26 protein-coding genes are annotated in these 25,146 nt (G+C 63.8%); 16 read left to right on the top strand and 10 right to left on the bottom strand.

Features of this window, described 5'->3' with window-relative positions; genetic code table 11:
- The first annotated feature begins 5 nt into the window (after positions 1–5).
- Entirely contained in the window at positions 6–794 is a 789-nt protein-coding gene (locus tag PXK01_RS02960) for a heme ABC transporter ATP-binding protein (RefSeq protein ID WP_274847791.1), read from the top strand.
- On the opposite strand, the gene PXK01_RS02955 is transcribed toward PXK01_RS02960, so the two are convergent.
- The 10 genes from PXK01_RS02955 to urtA all read right to left on the bottom strand — a co-directional run bounded on the left by PXK01_RS02955 (position 795) and on the right by urtA (position 10,747).
- On the bottom strand, positions 795–2,363 hold the full coding sequence (locus tag PXK01_RS02955; protein ID WP_274847790.1) for a polyamine aminopropyltransferase: 1,569 nt from the start codon (positions 2,361–2,363) through the stop codon (positions 795–797). It abuts the gene before it with no gap.
- On the bottom strand, positions 2,360–2,584 hold the full coding sequence (locus tag PXK01_RS02950) for a DUF350 domain-containing protein (RefSeq protein WP_274847789.1): 225 nt from the start codon (positions 2,582–2,584) through the stop codon (positions 2,360–2,362). The genes PXK01_RS02955 and PXK01_RS02950 overlap by 4 nt, the downstream gene beginning before the upstream one ends.
- 15 nt (positions 2,585–2,599) lie before the next feature.
- Positions 2,600–2,761: a hypothetical protein gene (locus tag PXK01_RS02945; RefSeq protein WP_192967357.1), complete on the bottom strand. Its 162-nt coding sequence runs from the start codon at positions 2,759–2,761 to the stop codon at positions 2,600–2,602.
- 3 nt (positions 2,762–2,764) lie between these two features.
- Positions 2,765–4,075, bottom strand: coding sequence for a DUF4178 domain-containing protein (locus PXK01_RS02940; RefSeq protein WP_274858805.1), 1,311 nt, complete (start codon positions 4,073–4,075; stop codon positions 2,765–2,767).
- Positions 4,072–4,698: a DUF4178 domain-containing protein gene (locus PXK01_RS02935; RefSeq protein WP_274847787.1), complete on the bottom strand. Its 627-nt coding sequence runs from the start codon at positions 4,696–4,698 to the stop codon at positions 4,072–4,074. Before PXK01_RS02935 ends, PXK01_RS02940 begins: the two co-directional genes overlap by 4 nt.
- A gap of 71 nt (positions 4,699–4,769) precedes the next feature.
- A complete protein-coding gene (urtE, locus tag PXK01_RS02930) occupies positions 4,770–5,465 on the bottom strand; it encodes an urea ABC transporter ATP-binding subunit UrtE (protein WP_274847786.1) in 696 nt (231 codons plus the stop codon).
- Positions 5,466–5,468: 3 nt separating this feature from the next.
- Entirely contained in the window at positions 5,469–6,209 is a 741-nt protein-coding gene (urtD, locus tag PXK01_RS02925) for an urea ABC transporter ATP-binding protein UrtD (protein ID WP_274858804.1), read from the bottom strand.
- Positions 6,206–7,372 (bottom strand): urea ABC transporter permease subunit UrtC, encoded by a 1,167-nt coding sequence (gene urtC / locus PXK01_RS02920; protein WP_274858803.1) that lies wholly within the window; start codon positions 7,370–7,372, stop codon positions 6,206–6,208. The genes urtD and urtC overlap by 4 nt, the downstream gene beginning before the upstream one ends.
- A gap of 3 nt (positions 7,373–7,375) precedes the next feature.
- The gene (gene urtB, locus PXK01_RS02915) at positions 7,376–9,340 is read right to left on the bottom strand and encodes an urea ABC transporter permease subunit UrtB (RefSeq protein ID WP_274858801.1); all 1,965 of its coding nucleotides are present in this window, start codon (positions 9,338–9,340) and stop codon (positions 7,376–7,378) included.
- A gap of 126 nt (positions 9,341–9,466) precedes the next feature.
- A complete protein-coding gene (urtA, locus tag PXK01_RS02910) occupies positions 9,467–10,747 on the bottom strand; it encodes an urea ABC transporter substrate-binding protein (protein WP_274847781.1) in 1,281 nt (426 codons plus the stop codon).
- 404 nt (positions 10,748–11,151) lie between these two features.
- Here urtA and PXK01_RS02905 point away from each other — a divergent pair, with 404 nt between their 5' ends.
- From PXK01_RS02905 to PXK01_RS02835, 15 genes are all read left to right on the top strand, one after another.
- A complete protein-coding gene (locus tag PXK01_RS02905) occupies positions 11,152–12,006 on the top strand; it encodes an urease accessory protein UreD (RefSeq protein WP_274858800.1) in 855 nt (284 codons plus the stop codon).
- Positions 12,007–12,010: 4 nt separating this feature from the next.
- Positions 12,011–12,313 (top strand): urease subunit gamma, encoded by a 303-nt coding sequence (locus tag PXK01_RS02900; protein ID WP_274847779.1) that lies wholly within the window; start codon positions 12,011–12,013, stop codon positions 12,311–12,313.
- Positions 12,314–12,334: 21 nt separating this feature from the next.
- On the top strand, positions 12,335–12,508 hold the full coding sequence (locus PXK01_RS02895) for a hypothetical protein (RefSeq protein ID WP_274847778.1): 174 nt from the start codon (positions 12,335–12,337) through the stop codon (positions 12,506–12,508).
- Positions 12,505–12,810, top strand: a complete 306-nt coding sequence (locus tag PXK01_RS02890; RefSeq protein ID WP_274847777.1) for an urease subunit beta — start codon at positions 12,505–12,507, stop codon at positions 12,808–12,810. The genes PXK01_RS02895 and PXK01_RS02890 overlap by 4 nt, the downstream gene beginning before the upstream one ends.
- Complete coding sequence (locus PXK01_RS02885) at positions 12,807–13,238, top strand: lysozyme inhibitor LprI family protein (RefSeq protein ID WP_274847776.1); 432 nt, start codon at positions 12,807–12,809, stop codon at positions 13,236–13,238. Before PXK01_RS02890 ends, PXK01_RS02885 begins: the two co-directional genes overlap by 4 nt.
- Positions 13,238–14,974, top strand: a complete 1,737-nt coding sequence (gene ureC / locus PXK01_RS02880; RefSeq protein WP_274858799.1) for an urease subunit alpha — start codon at positions 13,238–13,240, stop codon at positions 14,972–14,974. Before PXK01_RS02885 ends, ureC begins: the two co-directional genes overlap by 1 nt.
- Positions 14,975–15,116: 142 nt before the next feature.
- Complete coding sequence (locus PXK01_RS02875; protein WP_274858798.1) at positions 15,117–15,356, top strand: hypothetical protein; 240 nt, start codon at positions 15,117–15,119, stop codon at positions 15,354–15,356.
- Between the two features lie 43 nt (positions 15,357–15,399).
- On the top strand, positions 15,400–15,978 hold the full coding sequence (gene ureE, locus PXK01_RS02870; protein WP_274858796.1) for an urease accessory protein UreE: 579 nt from the start codon (positions 15,400–15,402) through the stop codon (positions 15,976–15,978).
- A complete protein-coding gene (locus tag PXK01_RS02865; protein WP_274847772.1) occupies positions 15,968–16,615 on the top strand; it encodes an urease accessory protein UreF in 648 nt (215 codons plus the stop codon). Before ureE ends, PXK01_RS02865 begins: the two co-directional genes overlap by 11 nt.
- Positions 16,612–17,253 carry an urease accessory protein UreG gene (gene ureG / locus PXK01_RS02860; RefSeq protein WP_274858794.1) on the top strand — a complete coding sequence of 214 codons (642 nt, stop codon included), beginning with the start codon at positions 16,612–16,614 and terminating at the stop codon, positions 17,251–17,253. The genes PXK01_RS02865 and ureG overlap by 4 nt, the downstream gene beginning before the upstream one ends.
- Before the next feature lie 331 nt (positions 17,254–17,584).
- Entirely contained in the window at positions 17,585–19,201 is a 1,617-nt protein-coding gene (pgi, locus tag PXK01_RS02855; protein WP_274858792.1) for a glucose-6-phosphate isomerase, read from the top strand.
- A gap of 36 nt (positions 19,202–19,237) precedes the next feature.
- Positions 19,238–20,686 (top strand): glucose-6-phosphate dehydrogenase, encoded by a 1,449-nt coding sequence (gene zwf, locus PXK01_RS02850; RefSeq protein WP_274858791.1) that lies wholly within the window; start codon positions 19,238–19,240, stop codon positions 20,684–20,686.
- 59 nt (positions 20,687–20,745) lie between these two features.
- Complete coding sequence (gene edd, locus PXK01_RS02845) at positions 20,746–22,554, top strand: phosphogluconate dehydratase (protein WP_274847768.1); 1,809 nt, start codon at positions 20,746–20,748, stop codon at positions 22,552–22,554.
- Between the two features lie 4 nt (positions 22,555–22,558).
- Positions 22,559–23,209: a bifunctional 4-hydroxy-2-oxoglutarate aldolase/2-dehydro-3-deoxy-phosphogluconate aldolase gene (gene eda / locus PXK01_RS02840; RefSeq protein ID WP_274858790.1), complete on the top strand. Its 651-nt coding sequence runs from the start codon at positions 22,559–22,561 to the stop codon at positions 23,207–23,209.
- Positions 23,210–23,321: 112 nt separating this feature from the next.
- Complete coding sequence (locus tag PXK01_RS02835; protein WP_274858789.1) at positions 23,322–25,112, top strand: gamma-glutamyltransferase family protein; 1,791 nt, start codon at positions 23,322–23,324, stop codon at positions 25,110–25,112.
- Positions 25,113–25,146 lie beyond the last annotated feature (34 nt).

Below are 25,146 nucleotides of genomic sequence, written 5' to 3'. Positions count from 1 at the left end.
AACACATGCAAGCCTTTGACATCACAGTTGATCTGGGAAAGCGCCCCATCCTGCACGGGGTGGATTTCAGCGCCGATGCGGGTCGCGTCACCGCCATCGTCGGGCCCAACGGATCGGGCAAGACAACGCTTCTGCGGGCCATGACCGGAGAAATCCCCCATTCGGGCCGGGTGCTGCTGAATGGTCTCGATACCGCCACGCTGCAACCCTGGGAGCTGGCGGCCCTGCGTGCGGTGCAACCGCAAAGCACCACCATCGCCTTTCCCTTTACCGTGCTGGAAATCGTGCGGCTTGGCCTCAGCGCGGGCCTTTCCGCCGCAAGCACCGACCTGCCGCTGAACGCCCTGGATGCCGTGGACCTGCATGGGTTTGCCGGGCGCTACTACCAGGATCTGTCGGGCGGAGAGCAGCAGCGGGTGCAGCTCGCCCGTGTCCTCACCCAGGTCTGGGAGCCGGTGGTGGATGGCACCCCGCGCTGGCTGATCCTGGATGAGCCGGTCGCCAGCCTCGATATAGGCCACCAGTTCACGGTGATGGATCTGGCGCGACGCTATGCGGCGGCGGGCGGCGGCGTGGTGGCGGTGATGCATGATCTCAATCTCACCGCCATGTTCGCCGACCAGGTGGTGCTGATGCAATCGGGCCGTGTCGCAGCACAAGGCTCCCCGGCAGAGGTGCTGACAGACCGCACCCTGGCCGAGGTCTATGGCTGCCCGGTGCCGGTCAACACCACGCCCCCCGGCGATATGCCCTTCCTGCTGCCGCAGGCGCGGCAGGTGCCGGTGCCCGCCTGATCACTCGAACCAGCGCGACCAGCCATCCAGGTAATAGCCCACCAGCGCATGGGACTGGATCGAGTTCTCCTCAACCGCGACCGGCTCGGTATCACCGCCAAAGACCTGCGCTGCCTGCCAGACCTGCTGATCCAGAAAGCGCAGGTCCTGCGGTAGGTCACGCAGACTTTGCGCTGTCAGGACCTGCGGCGCCGCCATGACAAACCCCCAGTCGCCAAAGCTGGGCACATAGGCGTGATAGGGGCGCACATGCAGCCCCGCCCCCTGTACAGGAGCAAGCGGATTACGGGTTGCCTCAAGCGTGGCGGCGATGGACCAGAAGGCCTCTCGCGCGAACAGCGGCGATCCGGCTTGCGTCACCATCAGCCCTTGCGCGCTCAGCCGCTCCACCAGCGCGCCGTAGAACTGGCGCGAATAGAGTTTCGACAGCGCCAGGTTCTTGGGATCGGGCAGGTCGATGAGGATCACATCAAAGACCTGATCGCTGCTGTCGGCGAACTGCCAGGCATCCATGTTGTGGATGGTCACGCGCGGGTCCGACAGGGCGTGATCATTCAGCGCCGACAGATCCGGGTGATCGCGGAACAGCGCTGTGACACGCGGGTCGAGGTCCACCAGCGTCACATGCGCGACCTCCTGCCATTTCAGCACCTCGCGCGCGGCCATGCCATCGCCGCCGCCCAGGATCAGCACATCGCGGCGGCGCGGCGCCAGGGCCATGGCCGGATGCACCAGGCTTTCGTGATAGCGATGCTCGTCCAGGCTGTCGAACTGGATGGAATAGTCGAGAAACAGCCGCGTGCGGTCGCGGTAGCGGGTGACGGTGATCTGCTGATAGGGCGTCGCCTCGCTAAGGATGATGTCGTCCTCAAAGAGGTTCGCCTCGGCGACCGAGACAAGCCGTTCCGCCTGCACCAGCCCTGCCAGCGTCAGAAAAAGCGCCGCCGCCCAGATCACAACGGCCGTGCGACTGGCCACCGCGCGAAACACCCAGAGCGACAGCCCCGCGACCAGCAGGTTCAAGGCTCCAAAGGTGAGGCTTGCGGGCATCAGCCCCAGATGCGGCACAATGAGCAGCGGAAAGGCGACCGAGGCCGCCAGCGCGCCGACGTAATCGACGCTGAGCACATTCTCGAACCGGAACTCGGGCGCGCCAATTTCCTTCAACGCGCGGGCAATCAGCGGGATCTCCATCCCCGACAGTACCCCGATCAGGATCAACAACCCATAAAGCGGCAACATCACCGCGCCGCTCCAGGCGTAGAGGTAGAAGACCAGGGGCGCCATGAAACCGCCCGCCACCCCCAGAAGGATCTGCGCCCAGATGAAGCCCTCCATGGCGCGGGTCACATAGCGTGACAGCCAGGCGCCCAGCCCCATCGAAGACAGGAACACCCCGATCACCAGCGAGAACTGCCGCACGCTGTCGCCCAGAAGGTAGCTCGACAATGTGGCGGCGATCAGCTCGTAGATCAGCCCCGAGACAGCCACCAGAAAGGTCGCCGCCAAGAGCCAGGTCTCGCGCAGGTTGGTTCGGGGTTCCCCGGCCTCGGGGACGGCCCCGGTCATGACAGGATGACGGCGGCGATAATGATGGCGATGGAGACGAACAACAGGCCGATCAGCACGGCCAGCGCCATGTTCTGATCCTCCTCGATCTCCTTCACGATGGAAAAGGGCGTCATCACATCCAGCACCTTCCAGACCACCCACATCAGCGCCACGCCGACAAAGGTGTAAAAGACGGTGCTGATCAGCTCAGCCAATTGAATTGCAGCAAAATACTCCATGGCATCCTCTTATTGTTATTTCACATGTCCATTCAGGCCGCGCCCGGCGCCCACCACCCTGACCGATCGGTCAAGGTCCGTGCTTTCGCTGCCGTATCCCATGTAGGCGACATAGGAGGTTCCGGCGACGGCAAGCCCGGCCAGCAGCAGGAAAACAAGTCGGAACGGGGTTATCATCACTCAGTCCTCATCGATCCAGTCACTGCCACTCCAGCGGCGTTTTTCGTGCCAGTATTTCCGGAACAGCGGATAGCCCCCGATCAGGCCAAAGACCACCGCCAGCACAACCATCCAGCGCCCGCTAGAGAGACCGCTGCGGATCCCCACGTCGATGGCGCTGATCTGCGCCGGAGTCTTGCGATTGCCAACGGGGAAATCACCGCCCCAAAACCCGCTTTCCTCCAATGACACGGTCAGATGGTACTCTCCCGCCATTTCGGGGCGGAATGTCAGGCTGGCGCGATTGGTACCTTCCGTCCAGCGACCATCCGCATCCGAGCCGTAGTAGTATTCTACCGTCCGCCCAGCCTCGAAAACGGGGTCGCCCTCAGGGTCTTCCAGCTCCAGTGACAAATAGGCCCAGCTATTGCTGGCGTCCCCGTCCAGCGTGATACGAGTGAGCCGGTTCGGCGTGTCGATGGTAAAGGGCAGCTCAGCCGGGAAGTCGGCCATGGCGATATGCCGGGTGCGGGCGACGGCCTGCCCCGGCAGGCTTTCCAACACCCCCGCGATCAGGAGCGACAGGAGCGCAAAGACAATGCCCGCCATCACCAGGAACCGATGGTTTGCACCCGCCCGGAAGGACTGCAGGGCGTGCACACCGCGTGGCATGAGGCCGGTTGCAACTCCAAAGGCGTCCTCGGCCTCTTCCGGGGTGACATAGGTCATGCGGTAGGTCTCGCGCTCGGTTCCGGTCTGGGAAAACCCCATCCCCGCACCATCGGAGATGGCGGTCACCTCGGTGGTGCGCTCGTCCTTTTGCGGCGCCCAGGTGAATTCGCCCTCGGCATAGGTGATCGTACTGGTGGAGGTCTCGTAGTAGCGGAACCGCTCCCCGCCGATACTGACCTCAGGCTGATACTCCGAGGTGTCCACCTGCCGCTCCGACATCCAGCCGCCACCGCCGCGATGGCGACGGGAAAAGACCAGGTGACCATCTTCAATCGTCAGCCAGGCATAGCCGTGGGTCGGGGAATAGAGCTGATGATCGAGCCAGGTGTAGGCCACCCCTTGCCAAAACTCCCGGTGCTGCAGGAGGCCGATGACGGTGAACTCCACGCCATATAGCCGCCCTGTGGTGCCAATGGGAAAGGGAGTCTTGGGCCGCTCCACATCGTTGAAGCGGCGCAGGGCGCGGTAGCTGTCGAGCGCGTCCAGCTCGGTGCCGCAATAGGGGCAGATATGGACGGTGACGCGTCCGCCGCCCAGAACATCCAGCCCCGCGCCGCAGGCGGTGCAATCGACGGATTTCAGATCGGGATTGAGGCTCATTGCGCGGCCCTGCCCGCAGTTTCGACCCGGATATCAAAGGGATCGACCCAGACACCGCTGTACCAATCGCGAAAATCGCCCTGGAACTCACCGGACAGCAGCCGCCCGTGACGATCCTGAAGATTCACGAAGCTGTAGCGCTCCCCGACGCTGAGCGGATGATCGAAACTGCCACGCAGGGCCACGCAGGTCGCCTCGTCCATTTCGATCACGGTGAAGTCTTCATGATCGTATTCGATCTGCCGCCCCAGATGCAGCGTTCCGTCGTAACGGGGCCAGTCCGCCCGCGTCAGTTCCTGTTGGATCACCACGTCGCCTTCATCGACCGAGATCCAGCGCAGGGGGCCGTCTTCGCGGCGGCAAAAGAACTCGTCCCAGGTGCCGCGCCCGTAGGAAAACCGCGCATGGCCCAGAACCGCGAATCTCCAATTGTCGATCCGTAGCCAATCGCCAAGGCCAAAGAGCATCGGCACGTCATGCATCACGCCTGCTTCGCCAGCGAGCCTTGCACCCTCGTCCTCAAGAAACAGGCTGGTGCCGCAGGAGGGGCAGCTCAGCATCTTGATCGACTTGATCGCAGGGCTGATGCCGCTGCCGCAATTGGGACAGTTGAAATCGCTCATGGCCCCAAGTTCCCCAATGGGGCGAGCGGATCAAGGGGGAATTTCCCCAATAGCGTTTATTCTGAACGGGGTTAGACCGAAACGCCCTCCAGCAGCGCATCGCGTTCCACTTCGCCCTTGCGGCCCTCCAGCACCACCTCGCCCCGGCGCAGGACCACGAAACGGTCGGCCAGCTCATAGGCGAAATCGAAGAACTGTTCGACCAGGATGATCGCCATGTCACCCTGCGTGCGCAAGAGTTTGATGACCTCGCCGATCTGCTTGATGATATTGGGCTGGATGCCCTCGGTCGGCTCGTCCAGCACCAAGAGTTTCGGCTTGGTGATCAGGGCACGGGCGATGGCCAGCTGCTGTTGCTGTCCGCCGGACAGATCGCCCCCCCGCCGGGCCAGGAAGTCCTTCAGGATCGGGAACAGATCATAGATGTGATCGGGGATGTAATGTTCTTCCTTGGGCAGGCAGGCAAAGCCGGTCTCAAGGTTCTCCTTCACCGTCAAGAGCGGGAAGATATCGCGCCCCTGCGGCACATAGGCGATGCCTGCGCGGGCCAGTTGGTGCGCGGGCACGACGCCGATCTCCTGCCCGTCGAACTGCATGGTGCCGCCTGATCGCGGGTGGGTGCCGGTGACCGCCTTCATCAGGCTGGTCTTGCCAACGCCGTTGCAGCCCATCACGCAGGTGACCTCGCCGAGATCCGCCTGCATGGAGATCCCGTTCAGGATCCGGCTGCGGCCATAGTGGAGGGTGATATCTTTCAGATCCAGCATCGCTCAGCGCCCCAGGTAAACATCGATGACTTCGGGATTGGAGGTCACATGATCCAATCCCCCTTCGGCCAGCACCGCGCCCTCGTGCAGCACCGTGACCTTGCAGTTGAGACGGCGCACGAACTCCATATCGTGCTCAACCACCACCACCGCGCGGGTCTTGGCGGCCTCCACCAAAAGATCGGTGGTGTGTTCGCGTTCCTCAGGCGTCATGCCCGCCGCCGGTTCATCGACCAGCAAAAGCCGCGGCTCCTGCGCCAAGAGCATACCGATCTCGAGCCACTGTTTCTGCCCGTGGGACAGCTCTCCCGCAATGCGGTCAAGCTGATCCGAAAGACCGACCTCTGCCGCCAGGTCCTCCACCCGTGCCATATCCGCGCTTGAAGCACGGAACAGCAGCACCGCAATCACCCAGCGGTCCTTTTTCAGGGCCATCATCAGGTTGTCGCGCACCGACTGGTCTTCGAAAACCGTGGGTTTCTGGAACTTGCGCCCGATGCCCTGCCGCGCGATCTGCGCTTCGTCCATGTCCAGCAGTGACACGGACTTCTCTCCCCAGATCACCCGGCCTTCATCAGGGCGTGTCTTGCCGGTGACGATATCCATGAAGGTGGTCTTGCCCGCCCCATTGGGGCCAATCACCGCGCGCAGCTCGGCCTCGGCGATCTGGAACGACAGGTTGTTGATCGCCTTGAACCCGTCAAAGCTGACGGAAACGCCAGAGACTTCCAGAAGCGTGCTCATGTCCGGTCCTTTCGCGGCAGGAGGTCAAAGAGGCCGCCGATGCCTTTCGGCGCAAACAGCGTCACCAGGACGAAGGACAGACCCAGGATCACCTGCCACCAGTCCACCCATTTGATGGTGTAGAACCCCAGGGGAATGTCAGGCGCCTGCCCGCCGGTGAACCAGGTGGAGACCAGCGAGACAAAGGCCGCGCCGATCACCGCGCCGTAAAGCCGCCCGCGCCCGCCGATGGCGACCCAGACCGCCAGATAGATCGAGGCCACCGGCGCCATTTCCGCCGGGTTGATGATGCCCGCCTGCGGGTAGTAGAGCGCGCCCGCGATGGCGGCGATACAGGCGGTGAGGGTGAACACGGCCAGCTTGAAGGTCTCGACCGGGTAGCCAAGGAAACGCACGCGGGCCTCGTTGTCGCGGATGCCGCGGATGACCGAACCGAACTTGCCCGAGACCACCCAGACCGCCAGCATATAGCCAAGGCCCAAGGTCAGCGCCGAGGCCCAGAAGAACCACATGGAAACCTCGGACTGCGGCGCCTCCACCCCCGGCAGGTTCTGCAGGCCCGACAGACCGTTGTTGCCGCGCAGACCGGAATCGTTCTGGAACAGGTACAGCGCCAGCGCCAGCGTCATCGCCTGGGTCAGGATCGACAGGTACACGCCCGTGACCCGGCTGCGGAAGGCCAGCCAGCCAAAGATGGCCGCCAGCACGCCCGGCACCAGCACCACCAGCATCAGCTGCAGCACCAGACTGTCGGCAAACATCCAGACCACCGGGAATTCGCTGCTGCCCACCACGCCGAAGATCTGCGTGCCGATGGCATCGACCACCTCCGCCTCGGTCGGGGGGATGTCGCCCTGCGCCAGCGCGTCACTCACGATCAGGCGGGTGCGCTCATACATCAGCCACATGCCGATCATGTAACCGCCCAAGCCAAAGAAGGCGAAATGGCCCAGCGACAGGATACCGGTGTAGCCCCAGATCAGATCCATGGCGATGGCGATCAGGCACAGGCACAGGGTCTTGCCCAGCGTTTTCACAAAACTCGTGGGGATCAGCCCGGCCCCCGGTCCCTCGGCAAACACGGTCACCAAGAGGGTGAACAGCGCGAGGATCGAAAGGAAGACCAGAACCGATGGGTTCTTTGCAATGAATGACTGTCGCATGGATCAATCCCCCGCCGCACGGCCCTTGAGGGCGATGATCCCTCTGGGGCGGAACTGAATGAAGATGATGATGAAGATGATCATATAGGTCTGCGCCGCCAGCGTGTTGGACGGGTTCAGCCATTCGATCCCCTTTTGCAGGGAGCCGATCATCGCCGCACCGGCAAGGGTGCCGAAGATATTGCCGACACCGCCCACAACCACGGTCATGAAGCTTTGCACGATATAGTCTTGCCCCAGCTCCGAGGTGACTTTGGCGAAGAGACCGATGGCAACGCCCGCGATCCCGGCAATGCCCGATCCCAGACCAAAGGTCAGCATGTTCACCCGCCCCGGATTGATCCCCATGGAGGACGCCATGCGCGGGTTCTGCGTCACCGCGCGGGTCTCAAGCCCCAGCCGCGTGCGCCGCATGATGAAGAGGAACAGCGCCAGGAAGATCAGCGCCAGCACGAAAATCGCGATCCGGATATAGCTGATCGAGACCACATCGTTGATCACCCAGGCGCCATCCAGCCAGCCCGGCGCCGTCAGCGGGCGCGCCTGCGTTCCGAAGATGTTCTTCGCGAGCTGCTGTAGCGCGATGGAGATCCCGAAGGTCGCCAAGAGGGTCTCCAGCGGGCGGTTGTAGAGATGCCGGATCACCAGCCGCTCCATCGCGACACCAGCCGCGAATGTGACGCCAAAGGCCAGTGGAATGGCGACAAGGATCGACACCGTGTGGTTCGGGATCACCTGCTGCGCCACGTAGCCTGTGTAGGCGCCCATCATGATGAACTCGCCATGGGCCATGTTGATGACCCCCATCAGGCCGAAGGTGATGGCAAGGCCGATCGCCGCCAGGAAATAGATCGAGGCGAGCGAGATAGCATCCAGACCCAGATCCACCGCCTGGTTGAGTGCAACCTTGGTGCCGATACGCTCCAGCGCCTGCCGCGCGGCATCGGTCACGGCACCAGATGGCTCGGCGTAGGTTTCGAAGAATACATAGCGGTTCAGGGCAATGGTGATGGCATCCTCACCCACGAAAGGCGGCACCTTTCCGTCCGAGGCAAGGCCCTCGTATACCTTCTCCCGGACCAGTTCGTTGGAAAGCTGCGCCACCGGAACACCTGCCACCCGGCCGCCCTCGATATTTGCTGCAAGGGCCTGACGCAGCGCATCCGGGGTGGTGCGTTTGGGCACATGACCTGCAGCAACCAGCATGTCATAGGCATCATTGCGGGACAGGCCCTCTTCGCCGGGGGTCAGGGTGCGGGCGATATTGCGGCCCTGTGGCACTTCCTTGGCCAGCTCTACGGTGACGGCCACCAGCGGATTGAGCGCCGCGCGCACATCGACGCTGAGGTCCCCGGACAGACCTTCGATGGCGGCGATCCGCTTTGCCTCATCCGCGCCATAGGCGATGGTCAACAGCAGGGCGAGCCGCGTCTTGCGGGCCTTCAGCGCCGGGTCTTTCTCGCCGTCGATCGAGGCACGCAGAGGTGCCAGCAGTTCGGCACCGGGTGCACGTTCAATGGCCAGCAGGGCCTCGGCCCGGGTGGCGGGATCCGGATCACTCAGCTGGAACTGCACCAGCGCGGTGGCGATCATCGCCCGCACGCCGCTATTGGGTTTCAGCTGTTTCAGATCACCCTTGTCATAATCTCCGACCACGGCGCCATCGTCCGGGTCGCTGAGGGCATAGCTGCGTTTGGCAACTTCCGCGCCGATGAAGAACAGACCGTCCTCCTTGCGTTGCCAGATCTCCTTGGCCTGCCAGGCCTCCAGGAAGCTCCGCGCCTGCGGCAGACCGCTGGAGGCGATACTGTCGATCACCGGCCCGATGGTCTTGCGCGAGCTTTTCTCGATCAGCGCGCGGTTGTCCTGCAAGAGCTGCTGCAGGGGGCCGCTGCCCGCCGGGGTCTGGGCAAGGCTGACCTGGCACGCGCAGATCAGCGCGAGGCAGGCGAGGAGTAGTCGTTTCATGTCGTTGAGATCCGCCCTGAAAGTGATGCCCCCAAAGACTCCGCTCCGGCGTCCGGTCGAGGGCGTCAGCCGGGGCGGAGGCTATGAAAGCCCCCGCCGCGACCTTGGTCTTCTCGGTTCAGAAGATCAGTAGTTCGAAAGCGTCTGCACGCAGGTCTTGGTCTCGGTGTTGTACATACCGCAGCCCAGATCCTTCCAGTCGGACATCAGAACCGCCGATTCCGGCAGGAAGTCGGTCCATGCATCGCCCGGCACCGGCTCGGTTGCCGAGATGATGTCGAACTGGCCGTCTTCCTGGATCTCGCCGATCAGCACCGGCTTGGCCAGATGGTGGTTCGGCAGCATCACGGCGGTGCCACCGGTGAGGTTCGGGAACTCCTGACCGTACATGGCGCTACGCACCGCATCCACGTCAGCCGTACCGGCGGCGGTCACCGCATTGGCCCACATGTTGAAGCCGATGTAATGCGCTTCCATCGGGTCATTGGTCACACGCTCTTCGCCCATGACCTCTTTCCACTTGGCAACGAAGGCCTCGTTGGCTTCGGTGTCAGCCGACTGGAAGTAGTTCCAGGCCGCCAGGTGGCCAACCAAGTTCGACGTATCCAGACCCGACAGTTCCTCTTCGCCGACCGAGAAGGCCACGACCGGGATGTCATCGGCGGAAATGCCCGCCGCCGCCAGTTCCTTGTAGAAACCGATGTTGGCGTCGCCGTTGATGGTGGAGATCACGCCGACCTTCTTGCCATCCGCACCCAGCGCCACCACGTCAGCGACGATCTTGGACCAGTCCGAATGGCCAAAGGGGGTGTAGTTCACGAAGATATCGCTTTCGGCGATGCCTTTGCCCTTGAGATAGCTTTCCAGGATGTTGTTGGTCGTGCGCGGGTAGACATAGTCGGTGCCCAGCAGCGCGAATTTCTCGACGCCCAGTTCCTCAAGGAAGTAATCCGTCGCGGGGATCGCCTGCTGGTTGGGCGCGGCACCGGTGTAGAAGACGTTCTTGGAGCTTTCCTCGCCCTCATACTGGACGGGGTAGAACAGAAGGCCGTTCAGCTCTTCGATGACGGGCAGCACGGATTTGCGGCTGACGGAGGTCCAGTTGCCGAAGATCACGTCCACCTCATGCACGGTCAAAAGCTCGCGCGCCTTTTCGGCAAACAGCGGCCAGTCGGAAGCCGGGTCGACCACGACCGCTTCCAGCTCGCAGCCCAGCAGGCCGCCCTTTTCGTTCTGATCGGCCACCAGCATCAGCATGGTGTCCTTCAGCGTGGTTTCGGAAATCGCCATGGTGCCCGACAGCGAGTGCAGAACACCCACCTTGATGGTGCAATCGGCAGCAAGACCGGCACCGGCAGTCAGGCCCAGGGCCAGCACGCTGGCAGCGGTTTTCTTGAAAAAGCTCATTATTCCCTCCAAGCAGGGCATTCCTGTTCCGTCTCTTCTCTTGTCAGCCAAGAGCGGCGGTACTAGGTCAGCCCTGCAACTGTTGTTGCAAAACGTGTGGCGGTCTGATCGAGGTCCAATTCGTGTGGCCGCCACACTCCCAAGGCCCGCGCTTGCTCTCACTCAGATGAGGTCACACGGCCCGCAGTCAGGTTTCTGCAGCGCGGCAAGGTTGGCAAATCCTTGCACCGATCCCGGGGGGCGGAATCCTCGATTGCTGAAAAAGCGGGCGATCTTTTTGGGTTGAGGTCAATTTTCAGGCAGTCTTGCTGGCGAGACGCCCATCAAGCGCCTGCAAAATGGTCATTCCACCCCGCAAAGCGCACCCTCTTAGGCAAAGGCGAGAGTCGCATAGCGCCAGGGGAGTGCAAAAGATCACCGACGCCACCATCATATCGCAGCAAGACGCACGGCCGGTTTCGGCTGCCCAGCCGCGCGCCCGGGGCCGCGCGCGCGTCTGCGTTCACTATAAGGACGGCGCCGTGCGGTTGAAGGAGCTGCACCAGGCGGGTGCGATGAAACTGTTGTTCCCGCAGGGCCGCCCCCACCCGGAAGCTGTGATGGTCAATACCGCCGGCGGCATAACCGGCGGTGATCGCTTCGATATCGCGGCGGCGTCGCTGGCCGGGGGTAAGCTCACCATGACCACCCAGGCCGCCGAGCGCGCCTATCGGGCGCAACCGGGCGAGACGGGCCGCATGGAAACCTGCCTTGAGCTTGCCAGCGGTGCACAGCTCAACTGGCTGCCACAAGAGACCATCCTGTTCGAGGGTTGCCGCTTTGCCCGCTCCCTGAAGGTCGAGATGGCCGCCGATTCCCGGTTCCTGATGGTGGAGCCGGTCGTCTTTGGCCGCATGGCCATGGGGGAAGAGCTGCAGGATGCCGCCTTTAGCGACCGGGTCGAGATACGCCGGGATGGGCACCTCATCTATTATGACGGGGTGGACCTGGCGGGCGACATTGCCGCCACCCTGGACCGCCCCGCCGTCGCCGCAGGCGCGCGTGCCATGGCCGCCCTGGTGCTGGCCGCCCCCGATGCCGAAGCCTGGATCAAACCCTTGCGTGACATGCTGCCCGCCACCGGCGGCGTGTCGCTTGTTGCCGATGGCCTTTTGGTGCTGCGCCTGCTGGCGACAGACAGTTTCGAAATGCGCCAGAGCCTTGTTCCCATTCTTGACCGGCTGACCAAACACGGTCTGCCGCGCTGCTGGAGACTATGACGAGATGAACCTGACCCCCCGTGAAAAAGACAAGCTGCTGGTCGCCATGGCCGCCGAGGTTGCGCGCAAGCGCCTGGCCCGCGGCGTGAAGCTCAATCACCCAGAGGCGATCGCCCTCATTACCGATGCGGTGGTGGAAGGTGCCCGCGACGGGCGCTCGGTCGCCGAGATGATGGAGGCAGGCGCCGCTGTCGTCAGCCGTGACCAATGCATGGCGGGCGTGCCCGAGATGATCCACGAGGTTCAGGTCGAGGCGACCTTTCCCGATGGCACCAAGCTGGTGACCGTCCACAACCCCATTCGATAACCCCCCGACAGGAGACATGACATGAAACACCTGCCCGCTCTCGCATCCGCCATCACGCTCACCGCTGGTCCGGCCCTGGCCCATGGCGGGGCACACCTGCATCCGCACGGGGCGGAAAACTGGCTGCCCGTGATCCTTGCGGCGCTGACCGTCGGTGGTGCTGCGGCACTGGTCTACGTGCGGTCGCGCAAATGATCCCCGGAGAGATTTTCCCAGCCGCAGGTGATTTGTCCCTGAACGACAGCTCGGCGGCGATCACCCTGATGGTGGCCAATACCGGCGACCGTCCGGTGCAGGTCGGCAGCCACTACCATTTCGCCGAAACCAACTCCGCGCTTGATTTCGATCGGGAGGCGGCGCGCGGCATGCGTCTTGATATCGCCGCCGGCACCGCCGTGCGGTTCGAACCCGGCCAGCGCCGCGAGGTGCAACTGATCCCCATCGGCGGCGCCCGCAAAGTCTATGGCTTCAACCAGCAGATCATGGGTGATTTGTGAGAAAACCTTTCGTTGTTGCAGTGGTCGTGAGTGTTGCATCTGGCAGTGCCAGCGCCGAGCAGCGCGACTGCTCGAATCCCCAGACTCAGACGGATATGAACATCTGCGCCTACGAAGAATGGCAAAGGGCAGATCAAGATCTGAACCTCGCCTATCGGGCTGCCATTGAGAACGCGAGGATGCTGGACACGTCGCGCCATGGGCTGACCATGCAGCGTCGCGTTGGTGGCCAAACAGAGAACCTGAGCACCGAAGATGCTTTGCGACAGGCGCAACGAGCCTGGATCACGTTTCGCGACAATGCATGCCTTGCGGAAAGCGACATCGCCTTCGGCGGATCCCTGCAACCACTGCTCTATTCGGGCTGCTTCACTGATCTGACCGTGCAGCGTACCCATCAACTTCGTTCATTTGCGGAGACCAACTAATGCCTAAGACCATCTCCCGCGCCGATTATGCCGCCATGTATGGCCCCACCACCGGGGACCGGCTGCGGCTGGCCGATACCGATCTGATCATCGAGGTAGAGCGCGACCTCATCGCCGAGCGCGCAGGTGAAAACGCGCCCCTTTACGGGGAAGAGGTGAAATTCGGCGGCGGCAAGGTGATCCGCGACGGCATGGGGCAATCCCAGGCCACCCGCGCCGCAGGCGCCGTGGATACGGTGATCACCAATGCGCTGATCGTCGATCACACCGGCATCTACAAGGCGGATGTGGGCCTGAAGGACGGGCGCATCGCGAAGATCGGCAAGGCGGGCAACCCGGACACCCAGCCCGGCGTCGATATCATCGTCGGCCCCGGAACCGAGGCCATCGCGGGCGAGGGGCGGATCCTGACAGCGGGCGGCTTTGACAGCCACATCCATTACATCTGCCCGCAGCAGATCGAGGATGCGCTTCATTCGGGCCTCACCACCATGCTGGGCGGCGGCACCGGGCCGGCCCATGGGACATTGGCCACCACCTGCACCCCCGGTGCCTGGCACCTTGGCCGCATGATGCAGGCGGCAGATGCCTTCCCGATGAACCTGGCCTTTGCGGGCAAGGGCAACGCCTCGCTGCCCGCAGCCCTCGAGGAACAGATCCTTGGCGGCGCCTGCGCTCTGAAACTGCACGAGGATTGGGGCACTACGCCTGCCACCATCGACTGCTGTCTTGGGGTGGCGGATGCGATGGACGTGCAGGTGATGATCCACACCGATACCCTGAACGAGAGCGGCTTTGTCGAACATACCGTCGCGGCGATGAAGGGCCGCACGATCCACGCCTTCCACACCGAGGGCGCCGGCGGCGGCCATGCCCCCGACATCATCAAGATCTGCGGCGAGCAGCACGTGCTGCCCTCCTCCACCAACCCGACGCGGCCCTTTACCGTCAACACCATCGAGGAACACCTCGACATGCTGATGGTCTGTCACCACCTCGACAAATCCATCCCCGAGGATGTCGCCTTTGCCGAAAGCCGTATCCGCCGCGAGACCATCGCCGCCGAGGATATCCTGCACGACATGGGGGCCTTTTCGATCATCGCCTCCGACAGCCAGGCCATGGGCCGGGTCGGCGAGGTGCTGATCCGCACCTGGCAGACCGCCGACAAGATGAAGAAACAGCGCGGCCGCCTGGCCGAGGAGACCGGCGAGAACGACAACTTCCGCGTCCGCCGCTATATCGCAAAATACACCATCAACCCGGCCATCGCCCATGGCATCTCTCACGAGATCGGCAGCATCGAGGAAGGCAAACGCGCCGATCTGGTGTTGTGGAACCCGGCATTTTTCGGGGTGAAGCCCGAGATGGTGCTGATGGCGGGCACCATCGTCTGCGCGCAGATGGGTGATCCCAATGCCTCGATCCCTACCCCGCAACCAGTCTATTCGCGGCCCATGTGGGGGGCCTATGGTCGATCCGTGGAAAACTCTGCCGTGACCTTTGTATCTGAGGCGGCCCAGGCCAGCGGATTGCGCGACAAGCTGGGGCTGGCGAAACAGACCGTCGCCGTCAAAGGCACTCGCGACATCGGCAAATCCGATCTGCAACTGAACAGTGCGACCCCCGAGATCGAGGTCAACCCGGAAACCTATGAGGTGCGCGCCGATGGCGAATTGCTCACCTGCCAGCCTGCGAAAGAGCTGCCGATGGCGCAGCGCTACTTTTTGTACTGAGGAGCACAAATAATGAGCGTTTTCAGAAAGTTGCACCAGGCGCATGGCAGCCATTCCAACTGCGGCCTAGCTGGGTCAGGATCCATGCCCTATCTTCAATGCCAATGGGAGGAGTTCACAACTGAGACAGGAGTGACCTCCAATGGCATATACAACACATCACACCGCACCGGCCGCATCGGCCAGCGCAACCTCCGTCCTGAAGATCCTGGCGAAACCCTTTGTGGTGATCGGCAACGGATTGATCGCCATGGGCGAAGCCAACGACCGCAGCCGCAAGGTACGAACCCTGATGGCCCTGAGCGACGCCGAACTGGCAGAGCGCGGTCTCAAGCGCGACGAGATCGTCCAGCACGTCTTCTCGGACGTCTACTACATCTGAGCCGCACAGCCGCGGACCGAACAATGCTACGCGGGGGGCTGTCATGACCGCCCCCACGCAGCTTCATCGCCTGATTGCCCGGCACTATCACGGGCACGCTCATAAGCCAGAACCGCAAGACTGGGTTCTGCTGGATTACGAGGCGCGCTTTCTGCGCCGCAAGGTGCTGACCACCCAAGGCGGCGCCCGCCTGCTGGTGGATCTGCCACAGACGACCTCGCTCGACCACAATGGCGTTCTGGTGCTGGAAGACGGTGGCGAAATCGCTGTCGTCGCCGCCCCCGAAGAACTGCTTGAAATCACCTCGGATGAAGAGGGAGAGCTGGTGCGCCTGGCCTGGCATATCGGCAACCGCCACACCCCCTGCCAGATTTCTCCGCAGCGGCTGCTGATCCAGCGCGATCACGTGATCCGCGCCATGTTGGAACAGCTTGGCGCCAGGGTGGCCGAGGTCACCGAGCCCTTCACGCCGGAAGGCGGAGCCTATGGTCACGGGCGCACCCATTCGCACGATCACGGCCATACGCACAGTCCTGAGCACGGGCATGATCACGGGCACGGGCATTCCCACGATCACGACCACAATCACGATCATGCGGCGGGGCACAGCCATGAGCATTGAACCTGGCGCCGTCCTGTTGATGCAGTGGCTGTCCCCGGCCTACCCGGTAGGTGCCTTTGCCTATTCCCACGGGCTGGAGGCGGCCTGCGCTGCAGGTCAGGTCACCGATGGGAGGACGCTGAGCGATTGGCTGGGCGATCTCCTGCTTTATGGCGCGGGACGCACAGATCCGATCCTGCTGGCCTGCGCCTATCGGGCCGGGGATGAGGCCACGGTGGCGCAGGTGGACGCAAGATCCCGCGCCTTTGCACCCTCGCGCGAACGGCTGGCCGAAACCGTGAACCAAGGCCGGGCCTTCTGCCAGACCACCGCCGGGGTCTGGGGGCATGACCTTCCGGATCTGACCTATCCGGTGGCGGTGGGGCGGGCCGCGCGGCTGCATGGGCTGTCGCTGGACCTGACCCTGCAGATGTATGTCCATGCTTTCGTGTCGAACCTGGTGGCTGCGGCGCAACGGCTTTTACCGGTCGGTCAGCTTGAGGGGCAGCGAGTGCTGACGGATCTGGCTCCGCTCATTCGAGAGGCGGCGCAGAACGCGCTGGATAGAGATCTGACAGCGCTGGCCGGAGCAAGCTTTGCCTCGGACATTGCATCGATGCATCATGAAACCCAGTATTCGAGGATCTTTCGCTCATGAGCAGTTTCAACGGACCCCTTCGCGTTGGCATCGGCGGGCCGGTCGGCGCCGGGAAAACCACCCTGACGGCGCAGCTGGCACGCGCGCTGTCGCGGCATCACTCGATCGGGGTGATCACCAATGACATCTACACCCAGGAAGACGCCGAGGCGCTGATGCGCATGCAGGTGCTGCCGCAGGACCGGGTGATCGGGGTCGAAACCGGCGGTTGCCCCCATACGGCGATCCGCGAGGATGCCTCGATCAACCTGGCTGCCGTGGCCGAGATGCAGGCGCGCCATGCGGATCTGGAGATCGTGCTGATCGAAAGCGGTGGTGACAACCTGTCGGCCACCTTCAGCCCGGAACTGGCCGATGTGACGCTCTATGTGATCGATGTGGCGGCGGGCGAGGAGATCCCACGCAAGGGTGGCCCGGCGATCACACGATCGGACCTTCTGATCATCAACAAGACCGACCTTGCGCCTCATGTGGGCGCCTCGCTTGACGTGATGGAGCGGGACGCTGCCCGGATGCGGGGGGCGCTTCCCTTTGTCTTCACCAGCCTGCGCCACGGCAGGGGCGTCTCGGAGGTCGTCACCCATCTGTGCAACATCGGCGGCGTCGACTCCCCGGCTGTTTTGCAAGCCACCGCATGACCGAGGTGCATCCGGCAGATGCTCCCGCGCCTGAAACCAGCTTTGAAAAGCTGCCTTCCGACTTGGGCCCGGCGCCGCGCTTCGCGCGGCGCCGGGCCCAACCGTGAGGAGGTATCCCATTGGATACCCCGCAACGGGCGGGAGCCCTGGCCTGCTGTGCAAGACCGCTGCTTTCTGCCTCACCGAATTGACGCACGTACGACGTCCTGAAATAACTCGGCTAAATCTATTGCGCGTTCCCGGATTTAAGACTACCAAAGTTAGCGCTAACGCGTCCGGTTCGGAACATGCCGCAATATCCTGGCCAGCCAATTGTAAGGAAACCGTTGGAATGAGCGATATCTGGGCACACCTGGCCCGACACCGAGCCGAGACAGCCGACACAGCTCTGTTGTCCCTGTTCGATGACGATACCCGTTTCGAAGACTTCTCTGCCGAAAGCGACGGTCTCCTGCTGGACTATTCAAAGACCAGCCTGGATCGTACCGCGCTTGAACTGCTGGTCCAACTGGCGGAACATTCCAACCTGACCGACCGGATCGCGGCGATGTTCCGGGGGGACCGGATCAATCAAACCGAAAACCGCGCCGTGCTGCACACGGCCCTGCGCGCCCAGGACGACGCGGCGATCATGGTCGATGGTCAGGACGTCATGCCTGCGGTCCGGCAAACCCTGGCCCGAATGGAAGAGTTCGCCGAAGCGCTGCGCAACGGCAGCCTGACCTCCGCAACCGGCGCGCGGTTTACCGATGTGGTCAATATCGGCATCGGCGGCTCGGATCTGGGGCCGGTCATGGCCACCCTGGCGCTGGCTCCCTATCACGACGGGCCGCGCTGCCATTTCGTCTCCAACGTCGATGGCGCCCATATCCGCGATACTCTGAAAGATCTGAACCCCGAAACCACGCTGATCGTCATCGCCTCCAAGACCTTCACAACGGTCGAGACCATGGCCAACGCCGCCGCCGCCATGACCTGGCTGCAGGCCGCGGTGGGTGACGGGGCACAGAAACATCTGGCGGCTGTCTCAACCGCCCAGGACAAGACCGCCGCCTTTGGCGTCCTGCCCGAACGCGTTTTCGGCTTTGCCGATTGGGTGGGGGGGCGCTACTCCATGTGGGGGCCAATCGGGCTGCCGATCCTGATCGCCGTTGGACCTCGGAACTTTCGCGCCCTTCTCAGCGGCGCAGCGGCCATGGATGCGCATTTCCGCTCGGCGCCGCTTGCGCAGAACCTGCCGGTGCTGCTGGGGTTGATCGGGATCTGGCACACCAACATCTGCGGCTATGACAGCCGCGCGGTGCTGCCCTATGAGCAGCGCCTCGCCCGCCTGCCCGCCTATCTCCAGCAGCTGGACATGGAAAGCAACGGCAAGGGCGTCACACTGGAGGGTGAGGCGCTCACCCGCAACTCCGGCCCGATCGTCTGGGGGGAGCCGGGCACCAATGGTCAGCACGCCTTCTATCAACTGTTGCACCAAGGCAGCCATGTGGTACCGACCGAATTCCTGATCGGCGCCGAAGGCCATGAACCAGATCTGGCCCATCAACACCGCATGCTGGTGGCCAACTGCCTGGCGCAATCCGAAGCGCTGATGCGGGGCCGCAGCCCTGAAGACGCCCGCGCCCTGGCAGCGCAACGCGGCTTTGCGGGCGCAGAACTGGAGCGGATGGCGGGCCAGTTGACCTTCCCAGGCAACCGTCCCTCTGTCACCATCGTCTATGACAAGCTGACACCATTCGTTCTGGGGCAGATCATTGCGCTTTATGAGCACCGGGTGTTCACCGAAGGGGTGATCTGGGGGATCAACTCCTTCGACCAATGGGGCGTGGAACTGGGCAAGGAGCTGGCGCTGAGCCTGCTGCCGATGGTCGAGGGCGCAGACAGTGCTGGCAAGGATGGCTCTACCCGAGGTCTCTTGTCGCAACTCACCCGCAAAACGGGCTGACCGCAAAACGGCCTTCATCGAGGATCTGACAGACACATGGTTTCCCGCGTTATCCCCGTAGACCCTTTTGATCTGCTCCTCTTTGGCGCCACAGGGGACCTGGCCCGCCGCAAGATCCTGCCCAGCCTGTTTCACCGGTTCCAGATCGGCCAGTTCGACGCCCAAAGCCGTATCATCGGCACCTCGCGCGCAGATCTCGACCAGCAGGGATTTCGCGACCTGACCGCCGATGCCATCCGCGAATTCGGTCAGCCCGGCGAAACCACCGAGGAAGACATCGCCGCCTTTGCCGCGCTTCTGGACTACGTGCCGGTCGATGCCCGTGGCGACACAGGCTGGGATGAGCTGACCAAGCACCTGCGCCCGGATGTGATCCGCGCCTTCTACCTGTCGGTCGGCCCCAGCCTGTTCACCGATATCGCGGATCGGCTGAGCGCCAGCGGCATCGCCACACCCGAAAGCCGCATCGTGCTGGAAAAACCCTTCGGGCATGATCTGGCCTCGGCGCAGGCGCTGAACCAAGCGCTACGGGCGCATTTCCAGGAGGGTCAGATCTACCGGATCGATCATTACCTCGGCAAGGAAACCGTGCAGAACCTGATGGCGCTGCGCTTTGCCAATTCGCTGTTCGAGCCGCTGTGGAACTCCTCCCATATCGACCACGTGCAGATCACCGTCGCCGAAAGCATCGGGGTCGCGGGACGCGGCGAGTATTACGACCGTTCCGGCGCCATGCGGGACATGGTGCAGAACCACCTGATGCAGCTGCTGTGCCTCACCGCGATGGAGCCGCCCGCCCGGTTCACTCCCAGCGCGGTGCGCGATGAAAAGGTCAAGGTGATCGAGGCGCTGGATCCCGTCGCCCCCGACGATATCGCCCGCGGCCAGTATCGCGGCCAGAACGGCTACAGCTACCGCGATCACGCGGGCAACCCGGACAGCACCACCGAAAGCTTCATCGCCATGAAGGTGCAGGTGGCGAACTGGCGCTGGGCCGGAACGCCCTTCTACCTGCGCACCGGCAAATGCCTGCGCGAGCGGGTGTCCGAGATCGCCGTCTACTTCCGCGACCCGCCGCACAACATCTTTGAGGGCGCCGCCGGGGTGCATGGCAACGTGCTGGTGATCCGCCTGCAACCGGATGAGGGCATCACCCTGCGCACCACCATCAAGGACCCCGGCCCCGGCGGCATGCGTCTGACCGGCGCCAACCTTGATATGACCTTTGCCGAATCCCTGCCCGATGCGGGCCGTCCTCAGGATGCCTATGAACGGCTGATCATGGACGTGATCCGGGGCAATCAGACCCTCTTTATGCGCGGTGACGAGGTCGAAGCCGCCTGGGCCTGGGCCGATCCGATCATCGCAGGCTGGAGCGAAGCAGGCACCGCCCCGCAGCGCTATGATCGGGGCGGATCGGGGCCGGAGGATTCGCTTTTGCTGATGCATCGTGACGGGCGCCGATGGCGTAGCATCGGAGACTGACGCATCTTTCACCCTTCGCCTCCAGCCCGCCCGTGCAAGACACCCGAAAGGCATCTCCCATGCGCTTGAACCAGAGACTCGCAGAGGTCACCGAACGGATCATCGCCCGCAGCGCCCAGAGCCGCAGCGCCTATCTCGCCCGCATGCGCGCGGCGAAAGGAAAAGGACCGGCGCGGGCGCATCTCTCCTGCTCGGGACAGGCGCATGCCTATGCCGCCACCGGCGCAGACCAGGAAACCCTTGCCACCGGCAGCGCAGGCCATCTGGGGATCGTCACCGCCTATAACGACATGCTCTCGGCGCATCAGCCGTTCGAAACCTACCCCACCCTGATCCGCGATGCGGTCCGCGCCAATGGCGGCACCGCGCAGGTCGCAGGTGGCGTGCCCGCCATGTGCGATGGCGTCACCCAGGGCGAGGCAGGCATGGAGCTGAGCCTTTTTTCCCGCGACACCATCGCTCTGGCCACCGGGGTTGCGCTCAGCCACAACGTCTTTGACGCGGCGGTCTTCCTTGGCGTCTGCGACAAGATCGTGCCGGGCCTGGTGATCGGGGCGCAGACCTTCGGCCATCTGCCCGCGGTGTTCCTGCCTGCAGGGCCAATGACCAGCGGCTTGGCAAATGACGACAAGGCCAAGATCCGCCAGAAGTTCGCCGCCGGAGAAATCGGCCGGGAGGAACTCTTGAAGGCCGAGATGGCCGCTTACCACGGCCCCGGCACCTGTACGTTCTATGGCACCGCCAATACCAACCAGATGCTGATGGAGTTCATGGGGCTGCACCTGCCCGGCGCCTCTTTCGTCAACCCCGGCACGCCCCTGCGCGACGCGCTGACCATCGAGGGCGCCAAGCGGGCGTTGTCGCTCTCGGCGCTTGGCAACAGCTACACGCCAGTCTGTGATGTGCTGGATGAGAAGGCCTATGCCAATGGTATCGTCGGGCTGATGGCCACGGGCGGGTCGACCAACCTCTTGATCCACCTCATCGCCATGGCGCGCGCCGGGGGCGTGATCCTCGACTGGCAGGATTTCGCGGACCTGTCGGAGGTGGTGCCGCTGCTGGCGCGGGTCTACCCCAACGGTCTGGCCGACGTGAACCATTTCCACGCCGCGGGCGGGCTTGGCTTTATGATCGGCGAGTTGTTGAACGCGGGCTTCCTGCATCCCGATACCAAAACGGTCGCGGGCACCGGACTGGACCACTACACGCAGGAACCCTTCCTGACCGGAGAGGGCCTGACCTTCCGCCCCGGCACCACGAAATCGCTGAACGAGGGTGTCTTGCGCCCTGCCGCGGAGCCTTTCCAGAAAACCGGCGGGCTGAAACGGCTGACCGGCAGCCTCGGCACTGCGGTGATCAAGGTCTCTGCCGTCGCCGAAGAACATCATGTGATCGAGGCCCCGGCCCGCGTCTTTCACGACCAGGAAGAAGCCAAGGCCGCCTTCAAGGCAGGCGAATTCACCGGCGATGTGATCCTTGTGGTCCGCTTCCAGGGACCACAGGCGAACGGCATGCCCGAACTGCACAGCCTGACGCCAATGCTGGGCATCCTGCAGGGCAAGGGGCACAAGGTCGCGCTGGTCACCGACGGGCGTATGTCGGGGGCTTCGGGCAAGGTGCCCGCCGCCATCCATGTGGTGCCTGAAGCGCTGGACGGTGGCCCCATCGCCCGGATCCGCGATGGCGACATGCTGCGGCTTGATGCCACCAGCGGCACGCTCGATGTGCTCACCCCCGGCGCGCTCGACCGTGCGCCTGCCACGGCGGACCTTTCCGCCTATCAGCATGGCACCGGCCGCGAGCTGTTTTCCCTGTTCCGCCGCGCCGTGACCTCTGCCGACACCGGCGCCAGCATCTTCGGAGACTGACCCCATGAGCATCACCCCCCAAGACGCCAGTGCCCGCACCCGCGAGATCTGCCAGATGGCGCCCATAGTTCCGGTGCTGGTGGTCCATGACGTCGCCCATGCCCGCCCCCTGGCCGAGGCATTGGTGGCAGGTGGGTTGCCCGCGCTTGAGGTGACCCTCCGCACGCCAGCGGCCCTGGATGTGATCCGCGAGATGGCCCTGGTGCCCGGCGGCGTGGTCGGCGCGGGCACGCTGGTCACTCCCGAGGATGTGAAAGCCGCCGTCGAAGCGGGCGCGCAGTTCGGCGTCTCTCCCGGTGCGACTGACGCTCTGCTGGACGCCTGTGAGGCTGCGGGCCTGCCGATGCTGCCCGGTGCTGCCACCGCATCCGAGGCGATGCGTCTGTTGGAGCGCGGCTATGACATGCTGAAATTCTTCCCGGTCGAAGCCTCGGGCGGTGCACCGGCGCTGAAAGCCATCGGCGCGCCGCTGCCGCAGATCTCCTTCTGCCCCACCGGCGGGGTCAGCCCCGGAAACGCGAAATCCTACCTGTCGCTGCCAAATGTCATCTGCGCGGGCGGCAGTTGGGTCGCCCCGGCGGATCTGGTGGCCGCAGGCGACTGGGCCGGGATCACCGCACTGGCCAAGGCCGCGCGGGAACTGACAGCAGGCTGAACCACACCGCAGGATGACTTGACAGCAGGCATGGCTTCCACGATGTACCGAAACCAATTCGAAATTGGTTGCAACCCACCCCGGTTGCACCCATCGGCAGTGGAGATCGCCCATGTCCGCCTTTACCACCCGCCCCGAGATCCGCGGCAGCTTTGGCGTCGCTACCTCGACCCACTGGATCGCCTCGGCCGTGGGGTTCGGCATCCTGGAAAAGGGCGGCAATGCCTTTGACGCCGCCGTGGCGACGGGGCTGGTCCTGCAGGTGGTTGAGCCGCATCTGAACGGCCCGGCGGGGGACCTGCCCGCGATCTTCCACTCCGCCAAAACCGGCAAGACCGAGGTTCTGGCCGCCCAGGGCCCCGCGCCCGCCGGGGCCACCATCGAACACTACAAGGCGCAAGGCCTGTCGCTGATCCCTGGCTCGGGGCTCTTGTCCACCGTGGTGCCCGGCGCCTTTGACGGCTGGATGCTGATGCTGCGCGATCATGGCAGCCTGACCCTGCGCGAGGTGATGAACCCCGCCATCGACTATGCCCGCGACGGCCACCCGGTGCTGCCGCGCGTTGCCCATACCATTGCGGGCCTTGCCGAGTACTTTGCCCGCGAATGGCCTTCTTCTGCCGAGGTCTGGACTCCGGGCGGCGCGGCGCCGGAACCCAATGCCATGTTCCGCAACCCCGATCTTGCCGCCACCTATCAGCGGCTTGTGGAGATCGGTGAGGCAGCTGGTGAGGAGCGTACCACCCAGATCGACGCCGCCCGCTCTGCCTGGGCCGAAGGTTTCGTGGCCGATGCGATTTTTGACTACCTGTCGGAGGCCAGCGTGCATGATGTCTCCGAGCAGAAGAACCGCGCGGTGATGGCCCCCGCCGACATGGCAGGCTGGCGCGCGGGCTATGAGCCGACTCTGACCTATGACTATCACGGCTGGACGGTCCACAAGACCCATGCCTGGTCGCAGGGGCCGGTGCTGCTGCAGGGGCTGGCGATCCTGAAACACTTCGACCTTGGCGGGATGGACCCGCTCGGGGATGAATTCACCCACACGGTGGTCGAGGCGATGAAGCTCGCCTATGCCGACCGCGAAGCCTATTACGGCGACCCGGCACAGAGCGAGGTCCCTTTGGAGGTGCTGCTGTCCGATGCCTATAACGCCGAACGCGCAAAGCTGATCACGCGCAAAGCCTCGATGGAGCAGCGTCCGGGTCGGGTTCCAGGCTTCGAACATCTGGCCGATGCCTATATCGAACGCGCATCCCGCGACTTTGGTGTCACCGATGCCGCCCCGCAGGAACCCACCATGGCCCACCTAACCGAGAAACGCGGCGATACGGTGCATCTGGATATCATCGACCGCTGGGGCAACATGGTTTCGGCGACGCCCTCGGGTGGCTGGCTGCAATCCAATCCGGTCATTCCCGGCCTTGGCTTTCCGCTCAATTCCCGCGCGCAGATGTTCTGGCTGGAAGAGGGCCTGCCCACCTCGCTGGCGCCGGGACGCCGCCCCCGCACCACCCTGACGCCCAGCCTTGCGGAAAAGGACGGACAAAGGCTGGTCTTTGGCACGCCCGGCGGCGATCAGCAGGACCAGTGGCAGCTGATCTGGTTCCTGCGTTTCGTGCACCACGGGTTCGACCTGCAACAGGGGCTGGACGCGCCGCTGTTCCATACCATGCATTTCCAGGGCAGTTTCTTCCCGCGCGAGGCGCTGCCCGGCGAGATTATGATCGAGGCAAGCTATGACGCCGCCACCATCGCCGCCCTGCGCGCCCGTGGCCATATCGTGACCGTCGCCGACCCCTGGACCGTGGGCCGCCTGACCGCCGCGTTGCGCCACGCCGATGGCACGCTTCAGGCCGCCGCCACGCCGCGCCTGATGCAGGCCTATGCCATCGGTCGATAAACAGCACCCCACACAGCCCCACAAGGAAACACTG

This window comes from Phaeobacter sp. PT47_59, assembly GCF_028890025.1.
GTDB lineage: Bacteria > Pseudomonadota > Alphaproteobacteria > Rhodobacterales > Rhodobacteraceae > Phycobacter.
This window is presented reverse-complemented; position numbering and strand designations above follow the sequence as displayed.

Bases quoted from the DNA above. Each gene is read 5' to 3' on its own strand.
- PXK01_RS02960 (WP_274847791.1), top strand. From the start codon at position 6: ATGCAAGCCTTTGACATCACAGTTGATCTGGGAAAGCGCCCCATCCTG.
- PXK01_RS02955 (WP_274847790.1), bottom strand. From the start codon at position 2,363: ATGACCGGGGCCGTCCCCGAGGCCGGGGAACCCCGAACCAACCTGCGC.
- PXK01_RS02950 (WP_274847789.1), bottom strand. From the start codon at position 2,584: ATGGAGTATTTTGCTGCAATTCAATTGGCTGAGCTGATCAGCACCGTC.
- PXK01_RS02945 (WP_192967357.1), bottom strand. From the start codon at position 2,761: ATGATAACCCCGTTCCGACTTGTTTTCCTGCTGCTGGCCGGGCTTGCC.
- PXK01_RS02940 (WP_274858805.1), bottom strand. From the start codon at position 4,075: ATGAGCCTCAATCCCGATCTGAAATCCGTCGATTGCACCGCCTGCGGC.
- PXK01_RS02935 (WP_274847787.1), bottom strand. From the start codon at position 4,698: ATGAGCGATTTCAACTGTCCCAATTGCGGCAGCGGCATCAGCCCTGCG.
- urtE (WP_274847786.1), bottom strand. From the start codon at position 5,465: ATGCTGGATCTGAAAGATATCACCCTCCACTATGGCCGCAGCCGGATC.
- urtD (WP_274858804.1), bottom strand. From the start codon at position 6,209: ATGAGCACGCTTCTGGAAGTCTCTGGCGTTTCCGTCAGCTTTGACGGG.
- urtC (WP_274858803.1), bottom strand. From the start codon at position 7,372: ATGCGACAGTCATTCATTGCAAAGAACCCATCGGTTCTGGTCTTCCTT.
- urtB (WP_274858801.1), bottom strand. From the start codon at position 9,340: ATGAAACGACTACTCCTCGCCTGCCTCGCGCTGATCTGCGCGTGCCAG.
- urtA (WP_274847781.1), bottom strand. From the start codon at position 10,747: ATGAGCTTTTTCAAGAAAACCGCTGCCAGCGTGCTGGCCCTGGGCCTG.
- PXK01_RS02900 (WP_274847779.1), top strand. From the start codon at position 12,011: ATGAACCTGACCCCCCGTGAAAAAGACAAGCTGCTGGTCGCCATGGCC.
- PXK01_RS02895 (WP_274847778.1), top strand. From the start codon at position 12,335: ATGAAACACCTGCCCGCTCTCGCATCCGCCATCACGCTCACCGCTGGT.
- PXK01_RS02890 (WP_274847777.1), top strand. From the start codon at position 12,505: ATGATCCCCGGAGAGATTTTCCCAGCCGCAGGTGATTTGTCCCTGAAC.
- ureC (WP_274858799.1), top strand. From the start codon at position 13,238: ATGCCTAAGACCATCTCCCGCGCCGATTATGCCGCCATGTATGGCCCC.
- PXK01_RS02875 (WP_274858798.1), top strand. From the start codon at position 15,117: ATGGCATATACAACACATCACACCGCACCGGCCGCATCGGCCAGCGCA.
- ureE (WP_274858796.1), top strand. From the start codon at position 15,400: ATGACCGCCCCCACGCAGCTTCATCGCCTGATTGCCCGGCACTATCAC.
- PXK01_RS02865 (WP_274847772.1), top strand. From the start codon at position 15,968: ATGAGCATTGAACCTGGCGCCGTCCTGTTGATGCAGTGGCTGTCCCCG.
- ureG (WP_274858794.1), top strand. From the start codon at position 16,612: ATGAGCAGTTTCAACGGACCCCTTCGCGTTGGCATCGGCGGGCCGGTC.
- pgi (WP_274858792.1), top strand. From the start codon at position 17,585: ATGAGCGATATCTGGGCACACCTGGCCCGACACCGAGCCGAGACAGCC.
- zwf (WP_274858791.1), top strand. From the start codon at position 19,238: ATGGTTTCCCGCGTTATCCCCGTAGACCCTTTTGATCTGCTCCTCTTT.
- edd (WP_274847768.1), top strand. From the start codon at position 20,746: ATGCGCTTGAACCAGAGACTCGCAGAGGTCACCGAACGGATCATCGCC.
- eda (WP_274858790.1), top strand. From the start codon at position 22,559: ATGAGCATCACCCCCCAAGACGCCAGTGCCCGCACCCGCGAGATCTGC.
- PXK01_RS02835 (WP_274858789.1), top strand. From the start codon at position 23,322: ATGTCCGCCTTTACCACCCGCCCCGAGATCCGCGGCAGCTTTGGCGTC.